This window comes from Brevibacillus daliensis (assembly GCF_021245735.1).
Classification (GTDB): domain Bacteria; phylum Bacillota; class Bacilli; order Brevibacillales; family Brevibacillaceae; genus Brevibacillus_B; species Brevibacillus_B daliensis.
Genome location: NZ_JAJISB010000029.1, coordinates 21788 through 38686, shown reverse-complemented (window position 1 = coordinate 38686; position 16899 = coordinate 21788). Strand labels below are relative to the sequence as shown.

Sequence of the window (16899 nt, the reverse complement as noted above, 5' to 3'; positions counted from 1 at the left end):
CATTACCACTCGATCCGTTCAACACTCTGTTTGTTATGATTCATCGTAACGCTTTCGATCCTTCCACTTTTCACCTTAATAATTTTATCCGCCATAGGAGCAATCGCGGAGTTATGTGTGACCAAAACAACACACTTCTTCGTTTCCTTGTTCAAGTCTTGAAGAAGCTTTAAGACGGACTTCCCTGTAACATAATCCAAAGCTCCAGTTGGTTCATCACAGAGTAAAAGCAACGGATTTTTGGCAACAGCTCTCGCGATCGCAACGCGTTGTTGTTCTCCTCCAGAGAGTTGGGAAGGGAAGTTCCTGATACGGTCCTTTAATCCAACCTTATATAAAATATCTTTAGCATCCAGATGGTTTTTACATACTTCCGTGGCAAATTCAACATTCTCTAACGCGTTTAAATTCGGAATTAAGTTATAGAATTGAAATACAAAGCCAACCTTCTCACCGCGATATTCGGTTAATTTTTTTTCGTTGAACCTTGTGATTTCTTGATCACCAACAGACACTTGGCCTGTAGTAGCCGTATCCATACCGCCAAGGATATTCAGAATTGTACTTTTACCGGCACCACTAGCACCCAAGACAACGACGAATTCTCCCTCTGATATGGAAAAATCAACACCAGCAAGGGCCTTGATCGTCACTTCTCCTACTTTGTATTCTTTCGTTACGTTTGTGAATTCGATTAGTTTTTTCACTTCTTACATCTCCATAGCCAATTTTTCGTTTATTACCATATTGTCATTCTGTAATGTGCCATTGAGTTCTAAGATTTGAAATAAACGCTGTTGTTCCATTTATACCCCCATATTTTTAGATTTATAAACAAGATTTGAGAAGCCGCCCCTTCACTGGACAAGCAATCGAACGCTCCAGACGCCCGTCACGAAGCCGCAGCTCATGCTCCTTGTATTCTCTCGGGTAGGTTAGATTTAGTCAGCGAGAATGGTTTCTGGACATCCTTCAGATAAAATCCTTGACCATTGTTTTTCATCCAAACCGTGTTGGCTAATAAATGCATATGCCAACCTTTCAATACCAAAACCTACACATCCAGTTGTCATCCATTCTGTTTCACCACGTCTTATATTAAATTGTTCACCAAAGAAGTGATCGTGAAAATTAAAGGAAGCTGCTGCAATGGTTCGATCGCTTGCAACCTTTAACCGGAGCTCGTATTTGAGTTCCTGCATTCTTTGATTAAATATTTTCGCTGCCGTGTCTTCACTGCAAAAAAAAGGATCACTAGCTACTTCGCAGTGCCCCTCCAATCCCAATTTTTGAAAAAGAGAAAACGATGCTTCCATAAATTTTTGACGACTATCCAAAACGAAATCTCTTGATCCCATAAAGACAATTTCACGAATAGAAAAGTCCCATAGTCTTTCTAGGGTGCGATGATACTTCGATTCGTAGCGAAACGATTTTCCGATAGATGTTATGACACGATTTTGTGTTTCAGCATGTTGGGTATTTTGGAATTGATGATAGGTGTGGTAACACATTGTTGGAGGTAAGCAATAGTCGACATTTTGGCAATAGGGGAGTAAATAAGAACCGATCCCTTTATTAGATTTATAATCCTCTAGAAAATCACGATAGATATCAATATCATTATGTAATCTCGTAACAAACATTAAGAAATGTGGGAACGATTTAAAATAGCCACATTTCTCTAAGGCTTTGGTGGAAATTAATGTAGGATATCGATATTCGATTGCTCCAAAATTAGATATCGTCATCTCTTTTATCATTCGATCTAAGGTGTCCATTAAAAACATCAACTTTTCTCCAAAACATACCTGACCTTCGCCCATCTCAAAAACCATTCCCATTTCAAGCAGCTTATCAAAAAGATCATCCTGATAATTCATGTAGTTTTCATCTGATTTCCAAATTACTCGTGGTGGTAAAACCTTTTGAAACACAATTTCATTGTCGATCACGGATATTATTTTAGTTTCAACTTCCAAAGGATCGGTTCCTGGCAATAGACTGACCTCTATACCATTAATGGTACTTTCACCTTTAATCAATTTAAATTGATTAATGTTGGCTGAGATGAAAAAAATCCGTTTTTCTAGTTCCTCTACGTGTTTTATTGATATTGGTTTATCTAGTAGAATGTAATGAATATTCTCCATAGTTAAATCCCTCCTATTCTTTTATATTTTTCAAATCATTTTTTTAAGATATTAAAGGCATCCTGCGCAATTAAGACCTGTTGAATTTGTGTACTTCCTTCTACAATCTCCATAATCTTGGCATCTCTCATATATCTTTGAACGGGGTATTCGCTGCTGCAGCCATTAGCTCCGTGTATTTGAACTGCGTCCTTTGCCGCTTTAAAGGCATGAACGGAAGAAAAATATTTGGCCAACGAAGTAGCAAACGTGGCATTTATATCATTTTTGTCCCATAACTGGCCTGCTCGAAAACATAGATGCCTTGCAGCCATCGTATTGGTAACCATATCGGCAATCATCTGTTGAATCAATTCATGCTCTTTTAAATAATGGTCAAATTGTTTTCTTTCACCAACATAGTCTAAGCTCGCATTCAAACAAGCCTCAGCCACGCCTACGGCTCCCCAAGCTGTACTGTACCGTCCATGAGTCAAACCGTTATTGGCTACAAGTGTTAACCCAAAGCCGACTTTACCAACCAAATTGTCGATCGGCACTCTGCATTCTTCGAGACTTAGTTCAGCTAACAAGGAGCCCCTGAAGCCTAATAACCCAGATATCGGACGAATGGTTAGGCCGGGTGTATTTTTTTCTAATAACAAGGCTACGGCCTGACCTTCGCATTGAGCAAAAACCAAAAAGACATCCGCTCTTTGTCCGAACGTTATCCATTTTTTTTGTCCTGAAATCACATACTCAGCACCCACTCGTTGAGCTTTGGTTTGAAGGTTTTTTATGTCACTACCAATTTGGGATTCCGTAATAGCAAAAGAAGCCATGAGCTCCCCGGAACTCATCTTTGGCAACCAGTACTGCTTTTGTTCTTGAGACCCCCATCGTAGAATGGACGAAGAGACCATGCCTTGAACACCAATAATATTCCGTAAACTTGCACAGCCACGACCAATTTCTTCATTCCACAAACCATAAGTAATATAATCCATTTTGGCTCCGCCGTATTCAGCGGGTAATGCTGCTCCCCAGTAACCTTTATCAATAATCTTTTGAAGGACGGAATCAGGCATACATTCCTCTTGGTCAATGTGTCCTGCTACGGGCACAATGTCAGTATCGACAAAAGCTTTAAATTCTTTTTGTTTCTCCGTTTGTTCGTTCGTAAGTTCAAGATTTTCGATTAACAAAATATAACCTCTCTTCTTTTCAGTATATGTAACCTTTCATCAGTCTATGTTTTGATGAACTTTCATCATACCTTGGCTATCCGGCACAAGTATTTCAACTCCTACTTCAATTAATCTCTCTCCACCAAAAAAATTGATAGCAATTCGAGCTCTCCTCTTCCTTTTGTCAATTTTTTTGATCATCCCTTCCAAGCCATATAACGGACCCGATTGAACACATACCTTAGAGTTTTCCACAATGACGTTCGAGTACTCGATAATATTCTCATTATTAATGAGTTGCAGGATCTGTCTTATTTCTACCTCATCTATTTCGTTAAAAAAATCGTCGTAATTATAGATCTGGTTTCCTTCTTCTTCTATACGTAGATCAATCAATCTCTGCGACCTTCGATATATTTTGTCTAGCACAAACGCCGAATTACGGAGCAATCGATAGTACTTGGGTAATTTTTTAAGCTCATAATACATGGATGGAGTCATCTTCGTATTAATTAGAAGATAACCAGGGAATAACGGTTTAACGACATTGTAAAATTCCCCTCCTTTTTTTTCAGGAATTAGCCGTTTTGGAACACATGAATATAAATCTTTCTGGCAAAATTGTAACTTCAGGCATTTCTGAACAATGTCTTCACTGCCAGTTTCAACAAAAAGTGCATACCAACCCATACTATAGCTCCTTTGAACGGTATTTAATTATTCAGTTCGGCTTTCAAATTCAATCATTACCTTAACTGACTTTCTAAAATGTTATTTGACGTTCATATAGCATCCCATTAGCCTTTAGTTTTCAAGGGTTTAGTCATTCCCGAGTTATGATTTGTAAGATAGATTCCATTGAAATTGATATTTTAAGCGGTTTGAAAATTATTACTAAACAAAAAAAGGATAAGGAATTAATTAACCATTCCTTGCCCTTTTTTTGTTAGTATTGAATCAAAATCCAGTTTTTATCATACAAGGCATAGCTTCGCCACTGATCTATCTTCTTTAAGATAGACTATTAGCGAGGACTATTTTCACCAAGGAAAATTAACGTGCCTAAACAACGATTAATCTTTACAAAGTGATTGAATGTAAATATTAGTACTTTAAAAAAATCTTTATCCAAAGTTATAAAATACTATTATATAAGCTTTTAAGAAATAAAACTTATGTATAACTCAACTTTCGCACCTAATTAAGCAATCTAATCGCTCATTGCTTCTTCGCGTACGCGTGTTTTCATCATGACGAAACTGCAGAATCGGATTTGAGAAATGAAGGAATATCTGAACAAGCGTCGGCTGGAGGCTCTTACCCGCAAACCAGATGCCGTCGTGGACTTGTTACAGCGAGCACTGTCTGCCGGATTTTCAGCTGACTTTGTGCTGATGGACAGTTGCTTTACTCAAGCACCATTACTTCGTCAGCTCCATGCAATTCCTTTTCCTGTATTTTAAATTTTTTAAGGTATTTGATTTGATTAGGTATCTCTAAGATTCAGGATTTTATTCTATCTAATTTCTAACCTTTAACAAATATTACCATTAAAATGTATTTTTGGCAAATATTTTTATTTTTCTTACCTTATATGGTATTTTAATTCTTTTTTTAGAAGATATCACCTTAAAATAGGAGATTCTAGCGACTTCATTTCTGAGTTTTATCATTAATTGGAAAAGGATAATGTTAACAAATTGTCACACTTTTCAATATAGTTTCTGTATTATTAATTCTACATTGATATGGTACCTAGTACTGCTTGTCCTTCTCGTACCTGCTGAACTTCATATACTGCTGATCTCGAGCCGCCTCTTCAATAAAGTAGATCGCTGCCGGACAGTTAATGATGGCTCTGCCGTCAATTGTCTATACAAATCGACGATTTCATTGACCGCATAGACGAAAGCTCCTCCGTCCGAGATCAGATGATGGCATTTCATATACATCCATAGGGTTGAATCCGAAATTTGAAGCAGATCAAAGCGATATAATCTTTCGTTTATGAGTTGTAAAGGGGCTTTGGTCGTCTCACGAATCCAATCACCCGCAGCGCACTAAGGGTTTTATGTGTGATAAAACTGACTACGTTCGCAATGGATCTGAGTCAATATCTTGGACACAAAAAAGTTAAGTGCTCGGATGCTTTTCTCAGCAAATCTTCTACTGCTTAAGGGGTTTTGTATCCTAAACCTCTATGTATTCATTTGCGGTTGTACCAACCTTCAATATATGTAAAAAGTGCAAGCCTTTTATGTTACTGTATTTTTACTCTTACTCTTTAAGTAATATGGAACACTATAGGAATTGAAAAAAGCAAGAATGTCGATTTCTCATGTAAATCAATTTCTGCCAAAATAATTTCATCTTCTATGGTTTGGGCATCTGATACAATTTCTCCCCAAGGATCAGCCACAAAACTCGTTCCATAAAAGGTCATGTAGCCGCTTCCATTTGTAGCATCTTCTTTTCCAACTCGATTTGGAGCCGCAACATAGATATTATTGTGGATAGCATTCGATACAACGATTCTCTTTTCCATCCCGCCACCATCTTTCTGCTTCAAATAGGTTGAACCTTGTTAAAGAGAAACTTTCAATATTTCACCATATGAATCTGGTCTTCTGTCTCGGTGGAATTGCAGGATATCTCTTGTCCTTCATCAAAAACACCCCTAAATATATTGAATATTCTATTAACAAACGATAAAAATGCTTTTTATTTAGGATGCTGTTGCGTTACGCAGTGAATCATGCCACCGTACGCATACAATTTACTAACATTAATACCGACAATTCTTCTACCCGGGAATTGGCCTTCAATGATTTGAAGCCCTAACCGGTCATGTTCATCACCATAGATGGGAACCAATACTACTTCGTTTCCAAAATAAAAATTTAAATACGAACCTTTAGAGCCAGCTTCTTTCACTACGTTTCTTGTTACGGGCACTGGAATGAGTTGGAATGCCTTACCATCCGTATTTCTTGCTTGTCGTAATTCCTGATAATGTTTTTCGTACGCCTCCAAAAGATAAGCTTCACTTTCGCCAAAAGGGTCATATTCATAGAAGATGGTATTTTCATTTGAAAAGCGTTCTGCACCATCGATTTGGTAGTCCGTTACTTCATTATGGTTATCCTCCCCACGAAGCCCGGATATCCAGATAAAGTTCGTTACCCCCAGATACTTGGTTAACGCACTTTCGATTTCTTCCTGACAAAGCGTAGGATTTCGATTCTCATTCATGATCGAGGATTTTGCTGCCAATAAGCTACCTTTTCTATTTACTTCAATTCCTCCGCCTTCCAGGCAAACACTGGCCTCAACTCTTGGGATACGATAGTTCTCGCTTATTTTTGTTGGGACCATCTCGTCGTTTTCATATGGAAATCTATTTCCCCAGCCGTTGAAAATCCTATTTGTTAGTGAAAGATTGCCTTCCTTATCTTTCATAAAAATAGGAACATTATCTCTTATCCAGATGTCATCGGTTTCTTGAAAAAAGAAATCAATTTTATCCATAGTTACTTTCGTTTCATTCAATTTTGATTGGACATGCTCTTTTTCTGCATCATTGCATACAACAATATGCACATTTTCACCACAGTGAAGCTCCTTTGCCATCGTTACCCAAATATCATCGAGCTTAGCTCTGTAACCCTCGCCTTTATTGGTTCCATTATGGGGCCATTGGAGCCACGGTCCCTCATATTTTTCCCATTATGCAGGCATATAAAATGCAATGTTTTCGTTACTTCTCACAAGGTTTCACTCATTCTACGAAGGTAAAACTCATTCTATTTACAATGTGTCAAGGTCAACCACAAATCGCCATCACTCCTATCAATAGGGATCTACACTATTTCGATTAAAATAAAGTCTTAGTCTGGACTCGTTGATTGGCGATACAGTCTCTGATTCGTTAATAAAACAAGGTTTGATATCGATCTGTTTGACGAATCTCAAAAAAGGAAGTGGTAGTTTTGGACTTGAAAATAAAGCCCTCGACTACCACTTCCTTTTTTGAGATATTGAACACGCTATACAAGAACCTTTCGTAACATGTGAAACGGATCAACCTTGTGGAGATATCGGTAAAATTCTGTTGTGGTTAATATTCGCACGGAACGCCAGCAAAAGAGGCAATCATTCTTTGAACGAACCACTTGACCTTATGTCTGACCTAAGGTGTATTGTTGAGGTATCCCAACACATCCATAGGAGTAACGTTTATGAAGAGTGAAATTACCATTAGCGAGTTAGCTAAGCTTATGAACGTGTCTGTTCATCAAATTCGTTATTTTGAAGAGAAAGGAGTTCTTCTACCTGCTTACATAGATAACAATCAGTATAGAATGTACAGCATGGATCAAGTTTACCAGCTAGCGCATATTCTGTTGCTTCGCAATTATAATGTCGTGCTGCTAATTGGCAGCGCAGGACTAAATATTTTAGAGCAAAACAGTTTTGACTGTTTGTGGCAATCTAAAAATGTAGGTATGGCAATTACTTATATCAGGCAAGAGGCAAACAAAAAAAGGGCGAGCTTATATAAACCTATACCGCCGAGTATCCCCCGATTCGCAAGAGACTGAAGCCATTGTTCCGTATTAGTCCCTATGCAGCAGTTCAATTACACGCTACAATACGAAAAAATCAAGCTTTCTCGATAAAACGATACGGGCTTGATTTTTCTAATGTGTCTGTATAATGCCCTGTAAAATCACTTCGAGCCCCAGTGAAATCATTCCTTCGATGCAGTATTTCCAGCGAACATTTCCTCTTTCAGACTAGCGATCAGCGGATAGCGAATCGGATCGGCGGACAGGAACGATTGCTTAATAACTGACATCTGCATGCTCCCATGCTTATTCCAAGAATTCTTTTCGAATAAGCCTGGCTGCTCATCGCAGCCATCCGGCGCAAGAGTTTGAATTAAAAGAATTTAATTTTGAGTCGGACTCTCAGTCAGTGGAGTCGGGAGAAATCACTTCCCACTTTCCAAACAGCGTCAAACCCGCCGCTTTAGCCAGCGACGTAGACGACTGGTTATCGAGCTGGCATCGGTACTGGGGTTCGTATCCCAGATCACAGGCGTACTTGCTGATTGAACGCATCACTTTGCGGGCGTGACCTTTTCCTCTAAAGGACGTCAGAGTCAGTACGCCGAGATCCGCAATTTGCGCATTCTCCCAGGGATACATGCTGGCGGCGCTGACCAGGCGGTTTTGCTCAAAAGAGCCGAACACCGCCCAATGATCCAATTCCACATAAGCGTCATCCAAGTCTTGTTCCGAGGCGGAGGACTGGAACTCGGAGAAAACCGCATCATCTTGCTCTGTTAACCGGCGCAGGTCACCTTCCAGGTTTTCTTGCACAAATCGTAACACACATTCTAACTACTTAACTCTAAACTCAAAATAAGGGCAATCCATAATGGTCTACCCAAAAATTTAATAAGCATCTTATAAATTCTTCAATGTTGAAACTATTTTCAGGGTCATTTATTTTCCCAAACATATATCGTTTCATACATCGAGTTGTACGCCAAGACCACTTTATTCGGCCTTGGCGTAGTAATTTAGTATGTATTACTTTTCGGGATCATTCTTTGAAATTCGTTCAAAGAGCCCTTTTAACTCTTCGATCAATGGTGCAGGAGCTTTATTAATTGAACCTGTATCGAATGGTGGCTGTGGATCATATTCCAAAATCAATTGGACTCTTTTGCTCACCTCTTCCCCCATTTCCCAAGCTACCAATTGAAGCGCCATATCGATACCAGCGGAGACACCAGCTGCCGTTACGATTTTATCGTGGCGGACCACCCTTTCATCTGTTGGGATAGCTCCAAGCGATTGAAGCAGGTCAAAAGATCCCCAATGGGAAGTTGCCACCGCTCCATCCAACAAGCCTGCTGCGCTTAAGATCAGAGAGCCGTTACAAACTGACGTAGTCCATTTAGTCGTCTCATGAATTTTGCGGATCCAATTCAACGTCTCTTCATCATTCATTGGGGTTTTGTAGTTAGGAGGACTGCTACCAGGAACCACGAGAAGATCAGCCATGGTAATTTCAGAAAAGCTATAATCGGCATGCAAATAACCCATTTTTGTGTCAAGCTTGATGAGACCTTTGTTCTTAGCGACAAACTTCACGTTACATTTTTGTGTGGCAGCAAATACTTCGTATGGACCAATTGCATCTAACGCAGTGATTCCATCGTAAAGCATGATTACTGTTTCCATAGTGATCTCTCCTTGTGTCTGTATGAAATTTTCGCCGAGCTCTTTATGCTGAAGATGCTTCGTTGCCCCTGGATCGACGATACAATAGTTGACCAACATGTGAACGGCCCAGCCGATAGACAGGATGCTTAGGATGACATAAAGACTTTTCTCCAATAGTTTCATGATCCGCCTCTTTTATTCTTGTAGAAAAAGGACCGATCGGTCTCTTTTATGATAAGGGATAGAATCTCCTTTCTCAACAGACATATGTTACAATTTTAAAACAACAACTACTCGATGGAGGTTATCATGCGAAAGGGCGAGCAAACACGAAAGCACATTATTCAAAAGTCTGCCGAGCTATTTAATGTCAGGGGGTATGCAGGTTCTACCATTAACGACATCATGAAGGCGACTGGTTTAAAAAAAGGCGGCATATACCGCAACTTTACAAGCAAGGATCAGATTGCTGCTGAGGCTTTTGATTATGCGACTGCTATTTTGTCAGAACGATTCTCTAAAGCGGTGGAAAGTGCCGATACGGCGATTGAGAAGACATTGGTGATATTTGACGTTTACAAGGATGCTGTCAATGATCCACCTGTAATAGGTGGCTGTCCGCTATTGAATACAGCGATTGAAAGCGACGATACCCATCCAGAACTGCGCGAGCAAGCCCTGCGGGTTATGAAACAATTTCTTGCTACCGTTCAGGAGATTATACAGAATGGGATTCAAAGTGGGGAGCTCCGATCAGATGCTGAAGTCGTTTCGTTGTCTTCTTTGATTTTATCTACTCTGGAGGGCGCCATTATGGCAAGCAAGCTTGCACGTGACAACAGCCATATCGCGTATTGCAAGGAGCATCTACACCGCTACCTGCTTTCCTATCGAGCTGAGCGTGCACGAATTTGAGCTTAAGTCATAGGCGCTATTGTTAGGGGGATGACAGAAGCCGGCAGAACCTTTCACATCAATTATTGGAGAATAGTTTTCAAATCAAAAAGATCCATACATTTTTTACGAATTGATAAACATCGTGATATCAAGCAATAGCCACTGTTGATGATGGTTAGAAATGGTTGGCTGTATATGACAAGAGACGAAAAGGATATAGCTACTTGTGTTTTAAACTGTTCTCTTCCCCGATATAAAGCCCTCCCCCTGTTCTTCGCAACAGTTCATGCTTTTTTTGATAAAATGAGTAAGCTTCAACCCAATTTTTATGGATGTTGTACGGTGCGATGAAGGAGCGGGGCTTGAAGCTACTCGGAAACAACTATGTTGCTTTTTATACCGTTCGCTCATGCTCTCGACTCCCTTTTTTCTCAATTAACCAGTCTTCCATTTCTCTTTGTAATTTTTTGGCTGCTTGACTAGAAAGTTTTTGTCTAGAAGTATTACTTGTCATCTCTGTCTTTACTTGATCAAGCGGATCCATTCCCAACTGTTTACGCCAATTATCAACTTGTGTTGAAATTTGTAATACCCATGGTTCAAAGTACCCTTCCAATGACCAATCAAATTCTGTGCCGTACTTTTGAGGATTACGCTCATAGAAGCAAATCCGGTCTTCTAGATACGCTAAATTTTTTTGTGATATCTCTTCAGCCGACATGTGCTTCATTATATTAAGCATTTTTCTCAGCAATTTGGTATATGCCTCATTAATCATTCCAGCTTCCTCCTGTTCCCGTCAACCACTTTGAATACATGTAACCAATGTGACAACCATTGATGGAACAATGATTGTCACACAGCGTTTAAGGTCTTATAACTGACTTTAGTTTCCATTTGCAGATTCGTTTAACTCAAAAAAAACTAGTAAATGCTTCCCATATAGAACGTAACAATAGGCGGATCCATCCTGCCTTTTCCATCTTTTCCGCAGCGACCAAGTTAACCGTTTTCTCTTGGACCGTATCCATTCCCTCCATTTGGTAAGTGTAAGTAATTGTCCCCGTCTTTGTACCTGCATGAAAAGGAGCAGTGAGCGCTTCCACTTCGAAATTGGTCTTAAATGATAGCTGAGAAGAATCGGTGCCTTTTGGAACCATAAAATGAACGGCTTGCTCAGTCAGCACAGGAACCTCTGTTTCTTTACCCTTTTTAACTGGAACACTTTCCACGCCTTTTGCCGTACTATTGCCGGCAACCACTTGTTTTACTTCAAAGTGATTGAAGCCATAGTCCAACACTTTTTTCGTCTCCGTGAATCGTTTGTCCATCGATTCTGTTCCCATTACGACACTGATCAATCGCATTCCATCACGTTCTGCAGTACCCGCAAAGCAATAACCTGCACTGTCGGTGAAGCCTGTCTTCAATCCGTCAAGACCCTCATAAGCGTATTGCTTAAATTTTGTATTTTTATTTGATTCCAGCATCCAATTTGTGTTTACAAGAGGTTCTCTGTCTGAAACACGGAACTTATAGGATTGGATAGTGGTCACCTCTAAAATTTCAGGGTGATTCTGGATGATAGATGTAACTAGTGTCGCAACGTCCATTGCGGACATCATGTTCTCTGCTTTTTCCTCAGGACGAAATGTTATCGGCATATCCGCAGGGTCCAAACCAGTTACATTAATGTAGTAAGTATTTTTCATTCCCATACGCTGGGCTTCCTGGTTCATTCGTTCAACGAATTGCTGCTCAGAGCCGGATACGTATTCCGCAATCGCAACGGCGGCGTCATTCGCGGAATGTACGAGCATCGCAGTATATAGCTCTTTTACAGTATGCGTTTCCCCAATCGCAAGGAAAACACGAGAACCAATGGTTTTAGAAGCATTTTCTTTCACTGTGACAACGTCGTCCCATGAAATTTCTCCTTTTTTTACTTGATCCGCGACAATGTATCCTGTCATCATTTTCGTCATACTTGCAGGAGCGTAAGCCTGATCTGCGTTTATGGACAATAAGACTTGTCCTGTTATTGGTTCCACAAGTACGGATGTTTTGAGTTTAAGATTGAGTGAACCAATAGATGGTATTTTGAGTGCATCTGATGTCGTTTTTGCGGCGTTCGATTCTGCTGATGGAGCCATAAGTTTGGCTGTTTCACCAAAAGCAGAAACGGGAAGAACCAAAAAGCACAGAAAAATGATTACGCTTATGAAATAATTCCTACATATAGATCTTTTGCACTTGAAAGGAATGCTTAATTCATCGTTTCTTTTCAAAATAATCTCTCCTCTAATCTTCAAAATCTCTTTTTGGTATATGCAATCATAAGTGAATAGCTGGTATAATTTTCGAGTTTATCGTTCTATCATGTAAAAACTTATCGGTCATATCCGGCAACAAAATGACCCGAAACATAAATAATACCCTTATCTCTCCTTGTTGGAAAGACAAAGGGCTATTGAATCTTACTACTCATTGTCTGAAGTAACCGCCTTTGTGGACCCGTGTATAAAAAAGATGTAAGAGGTCGAGGGCTAGTATAAGATTCACATAGATCAACATATTTTTCAAATCCGATAAATGAGATGCATGCTCGTAGCTACTACCGCCTTCACCATTCGGGACTTGAATCTTATAGATAACGTCCATGCCGGACACACATAAAAAAGTCGATTCCTAAACCTATAGGAAACGACTTTTTTAGAACTAACCAAAAAGCAAATCCAAAACTTTTTCATTCGCGTTTCGATTCTTTCCCGTGTAGGGATAGCAGTGAATATGAATGGCAGGATTGAAGTTGATCTCTATGATGCAGTAATTAGACTCCATTGCATCGACATGAATATCATCAATCATCATGTCCACACCGCATATTGTAGCGCCTGCAGCTATAGCAGATTGAATCGCGATACGTTTATAATTATCAGGTATGTCGTCAGTGAAGTCGATGCTGTCTCCACCCGTACTGATATTGGAGTTTTCACGCAGATAGACGACCTCCCCTTTTTGTGGAATATCACTCCATCCCTTGCAATGATTCTTCAAGAACATTTCTTCTGCTTCGCCAACTTGAATTTTCTCCAAAGGTGTCTTATACCCTCGTCCTCGAAGAGGGTCTTTATTCTTCTCATGAACCAGTTGCTCAATCGTATGGATACCATCACCAATTACATTCGCTGGGACGCGATGCAAAATCCCTACAACCTCGTCTCCCATTACCAAGAAACGGTACTCTTTACCTGTTATGAATTCTTCAAGAAGAACCGTCCGGTCATGCTGAAAGGCAAGTTCAAACGCTTTATGCATATCTTCTCTTGAAAAGTCTCGGTTAAAAATGGTGATGCCTAACCCGAAATTCGTGGACTTAGGCTTGATCACAATGGGTTTGCCACGATAGGCTTCGTAAGTAGACATCGCATCATCCAGACTTCGGAATGCCTCACCTGACGGTACACGAATGTCATACTGTGAAAGAACAGCTTTCGTCACGATCTTATTTTCCATGATCAACACCGTGCTATAGGAGTCAAGGGATGTTTTCGTCGCTTGCTTCACATATTCCTGGTGATCCCTATGAGATAGCCGTACAAAATTCTCATCCCGATCCAACAGATCAAACTTAATGCCGCGTTTAACCGCCGCCTTCAATAGCAACTGAGTCGATAATTCGAGATCCTCATAACCTGCAAAGCCGTATCCGTTTCGTATACTCTGTTCAGCATATTGCTTTGCTTTATCCAAATGGTATGTAACATAGGATGACTCATGAATCTCAGCCTTTACCTTCGATGCAAAACTCAATTCAGGATTCAAAATCTTTTGCTTCTCACCATATAGGATAGGCAAGAACTCTTCCACGTTAGGGAACAAGAGACGCAACATCTCCTGCATCTCATCTATACAAGCTAGTGCCATTTCCTCCATCGTAATCGGACGATCTACAGCATCATGAAAACGGCTTCTTATGCCTTCCATAATCAGTTGATCATGATTTAGATCGGCCATCTTTTGATCTTCTATACCGAAGGGTTCATCCTTTTTAAGTAGCATAAAGATCAGGAACAGATGAATAAGCCGCATTGTATCAATACTCATCCCGATCTTATAAAGCGGGTTTAAGTCAATAAAGCGAAGCTCTAAATAAGCCACACCATCCTCCACAAGTTCTTTTAATGGATCAATACCTTTCGCTGTTTTCATGCGAACAGGAGAGTAGAATTCCTTCACGCTCAGTAGTTCATTCCTTTGAATGAGTTCATGAAGATCGTGAACATAATCCAGAGTAGAATCAAAAGAAACCATTAATGGTTTCTCATTCCGATAACCGCAAACGCTATTTCGAAGTGAGTTCATATTCGGGAAGTAGTAGCTTCTATCATCCTCGGATTGTCCTAATGCTACACACTTTTCGATATAGGTCTTATCAAAGACTGGACTTGCTCCTGTTAAATAAATCAGCAACCAACGGTATCTGAGCAGATTACGTGCAACTCTAAAATAAATGGCATCTTTGAACGTTTTAAAATCCTCAGAACGCCGTTCAACTTTATGTAACTTTCTTAAGAAGTGCTCATCAAACGAGAAGTTATAATGAATTCCACTTAGTAGTTGCCGTTTACGACCGTACTTATCTGCCAATTCACTCCGATATTCATCCGCAATAGGATCGTTCATTTGAGCGATTGGAATCTCTTTTTCTTTGGGCAACATGGGCGGATTACTGCTCGTCCACAGGTATTCTCCGTGCTCGTTCAATTCCAAGGATACAATGTCCTGCAAGGCTTCCATGAAACAATATGCCTCATCAAGTGAGTCAAAGGTTGGGGTAATCATCTCAATTTGACTCTCGGAGAAATCCGTTTGAATATAAGGGTTTTCCGTTTTACTGCCAAAAGCTTTTGGATGAGGGGTCAATGCCAGTTTTCCCTCTTTATCCACCCGAACATTTTCTTTCTCTAGTCCAAAATGTCCTCGAACTAGGTCTTTATTTAACGATTTGTCTCTTATTAGCTGTATAAATTCTCGATTTAACAAATTCATTTTTTTGACCTACCTTTTTTCTTGTTTTAAATCCCGGTTTGCGGGACCTTCATTTTGCCGAGAGATCTCCTAAACCAGAAGACCAACACTACACCCTTGAACACACTACTTAACGCAATCGACATCCACACGCCGTTCAAGCCGAAAGGTTCGGATAGAATCAAAGCCAGTGGTATTCGTAAAGCCGTAAATGTAATACTGAAGATAGGCGGAACATGGGTCTTGCCGATTCCGTTAAATGCTCCTACCGTCATGAGCTCCATACACATGAACAATTGGGAGAATCCAATAATCCGCATGTAATCGGTACCGAGCGCTAAACTTGCCTGATCCGATAGGAATAGAGAAAAAAGCAGCTTCGGAAATAGAATAAAGATGAGTGATATGACAATGCCAAACACAGATGTCAGCACCAATGCTTTGTGATAGCCCTGTTGTATACGATCTATTCGACGAGCTCCGTAATTTTGTCCAAAGAAAGCCGCGATTGCCCCTTGCAGTCCCCCGATTGTCAGATAGGAGATCGATTCAATTTGAATCCCTACTTTTTGAACCGCGATAGCATCGGCGCCCCATCGCACAATGATCTTAGCAATGATGATCGAAATCAACGTAAATGTAACCCGTTGAATGGTAATCGGAATCCCCATTCGAATGACTTCTTTCATGTGACGGCTATCCCAGACCGATGATTTGGAGATCAATTCCAAATTTCTTGTTTGAATGATGAATAGTGTCGTCACGACTATATTAGCTGTTAATGTGGCAATGGCAGCCCCTACAACACCCCAACCTTCGAAACTGCCCACTCCAAAAATCAGAAATGGATCGAGAATGATATTCAAAATAAGACCAATCGAGAAAAGTTGAAAAGGCTGCCTACTGTTCCCCATCGCGTTCAATATAGTTGCATATAGAGTATTCAGGATTGAAAATACGGTCGCCAGGATTGAAATCAATAAATACTGTTTTGACATCCGTTCAATTTCGATACTACCAAGCTCAAAGAAACCAATGAGCTGATTCTGAGTCAAAAAGATAAAAACCACATAGAGAAGACTCAGTAATACAGACATGATAAATCCGTTCTTCACATATATCTTAGCTTTGTCTACCTTACCTGCCCCCATACAATGGGACACCTTGATTCCCGTTCCAATCGTAATCATTGTGGATAGTGCAATCGCTAAATTGATGAAGAAGCTTGCCGTCCCAATCGCGGCAACAGGACCACTCCCTAGCCGGCCAACCCAAATCATATCGACAAGCCCATAGGTGGTTGAAATGAAATTGGTGGCAATGATGGGAAGCGTCAATTTCATCAGAGTTGGCATAATAGGACCTTGCGTTAAATCGGTTGTGCCTTTCATAACCAGTTACTCCTTCTTGCTCCAG

General features: G+C 40.1%; 13 protein-coding genes and 3 pseudogenes. 3 read left to right on the top strand and 13 right to left on the bottom strand.

Annotation, left to right across the window (positions count from 1 at the left end):
- Positions 1–2: 2 nt before the first annotated feature.
- The 4 genes from LM917_RS18345 to loaP all read right to left on the bottom strand — a co-directional run bounded on the left by LM917_RS18345 (position 3) and on the right by loaP (position 4009).
- The gene (locus LM917_RS18345) at positions 3–707 is read right to left on the bottom strand and encodes an ABC transporter ATP-binding protein (RefSeq protein WP_232699149.1); all 705 of its coding nucleotides are present in this window, start codon (positions 705–707) and stop codon (positions 3–5) included.
- 234 nt (positions 708–941) lie between these two features.
- Complete coding sequence (locus tag LM917_RS18340) at positions 942–2153, bottom strand: class-II aminoacyl-tRNA synthetase family protein (protein WP_232699147.1); 1212 nt, start codon at positions 2151–2153, stop codon at positions 942–944.
- Positions 2154–2188: 35 nt separating this feature from the next.
- The gene (locus tag LM917_RS18335) at positions 2189–3337 is read right to left on the bottom strand and encodes an acyl-CoA dehydrogenase family protein (protein ID WP_232699145.1); all 1149 of its coding nucleotides are present in this window, start codon (positions 3335–3337) and stop codon (positions 2189–2191) included.
- A gap of 39 nt (positions 3338–3376) precedes the next feature.
- Positions 3377–4009, bottom strand: a complete 633-nt coding sequence (gene loaP / locus LM917_RS18330; protein WP_232699143.1) for an antiterminator LoaP — start codon at positions 4007–4009, stop codon at positions 3377–3379.
- A gap of 587 nt (positions 4010–4596) precedes the next feature.
- Here loaP and LM917_RS18325 point away from each other — a divergent pair.
- Positions 4597–4755 (top strand): annotated as a pseudogene (locus LM917_RS18325) (IS4 family transposase); the annotation flags it as partial.
- A gap of 354 nt (positions 4756–5109) precedes the next feature.
- Here the strand turns inward: LM917_RS18325 and LM917_RS24805 are convergent.
- The 3 genes and pseudogenes from LM917_RS24805 to LM917_RS18315 form a co-directional block, all read right to left on the bottom strand.
- On the bottom strand, positions 5110–5361 hold the full coding sequence (locus LM917_RS24805; protein ID WP_373688805.1) for a condensation domain-containing protein: 252 nt from the start codon (positions 5359–5361) through the stop codon (positions 5110–5112).
- Between the two features lie 242 nt (positions 5362–5603).
- Complete coding sequence (locus LM917_RS18320; protein WP_232699142.1) at positions 5604–5864, bottom strand: nitrilase-related carbon-nitrogen hydrolase; 261 nt, start codon at positions 5862–5864, stop codon at positions 5604–5606.
- 176 nt (positions 5865–6040) lie between these two features.
- Positions 6041–7087 (bottom strand): annotated as a pseudogene (locus LM917_RS18315) (agmatine deiminase family protein).
- A gap of 470 nt (positions 7088–7557) precedes the next feature.
- Between LM917_RS18315 and LM917_RS18310 the strand changes: the two are divergent.
- Positions 7558–7743 (top strand): annotated as a pseudogene (locus tag LM917_RS18310) (MerR family transcriptional regulator); the annotation flags it as partial.
- A gap of 546 nt (positions 7744–8289) precedes the next feature.
- On the opposite strand, the gene LM917_RS18305 reads toward LM917_RS18310, so the two are convergent.
- Positions 8290–8715: a GNAT family N-acetyltransferase gene (locus LM917_RS18305; RefSeq protein ID WP_232699141.1), complete on the bottom strand. Its 426-nt coding sequence runs from the start codon at positions 8713–8715 to the stop codon at positions 8290–8292.
- Between the two features lie 201 nt (positions 8716–8916).
- Positions 8917–9573, bottom strand: coding sequence for a DJ-1/PfpI family protein (locus LM917_RS18300; RefSeq protein WP_232699216.1), 657 nt, complete (start codon positions 9571–9573; stop codon positions 8917–8919).
- Positions 9574–9864: 291 nt separating this feature from the next.
- On the opposite strand from LM917_RS18300, the gene LM917_RS18295 reads away from it, so the two are divergent.
- Entirely contained in the window at positions 9865–10470 is a 606-nt protein-coding gene (locus LM917_RS18295) for a TetR/AcrR family transcriptional regulator (protein WP_232699140.1), read from the top strand.
- A 376-nt stretch (positions 10471–10846) separates the two neighbouring features.
- On the opposite strand, the gene LM917_RS18290 is transcribed toward LM917_RS18295, so the two are convergent.
- The 4 genes from LM917_RS18290 to LM917_RS18275 form a co-directional block, all read right to left on the bottom strand.
- Complete coding sequence (locus LM917_RS18290) at positions 10847–11230, bottom strand: hypothetical protein (RefSeq protein ID WP_232699139.1); 384 nt, start codon at positions 11228–11230, stop codon at positions 10847–10849.
- A 136-nt stretch (positions 11231–11366) separates the two neighbouring features.
- Positions 11367–12740: a D-alanyl-D-alanine carboxypeptidase family protein gene (locus LM917_RS18285; protein WP_232699138.1), complete on the bottom strand. Its 1374-nt coding sequence runs from the start codon at positions 12738–12740 to the stop codon at positions 11367–11369.
- 430 nt (positions 12741–13170) lie between these two features.
- Positions 13171–15504: a bifunctional glutamate--cysteine ligase GshA/glutathione synthetase GshB gene (gshAB, locus tag LM917_RS18280; RefSeq protein ID WP_232699137.1), complete on the bottom strand. Its 2334-nt coding sequence runs from the start codon at positions 15502–15504 to the stop codon at positions 13171–13173.
- A 26-nt stretch (positions 15505–15530) separates the two neighbouring features.
- Positions 15531–16874, bottom strand: a complete 1344-nt coding sequence (locus LM917_RS18275) for an MATE family efflux transporter (protein WP_232699136.1) — start codon at positions 16872–16874, stop codon at positions 15531–15533.
- Positions 16875–16899 lie beyond the last annotated feature (25 nt).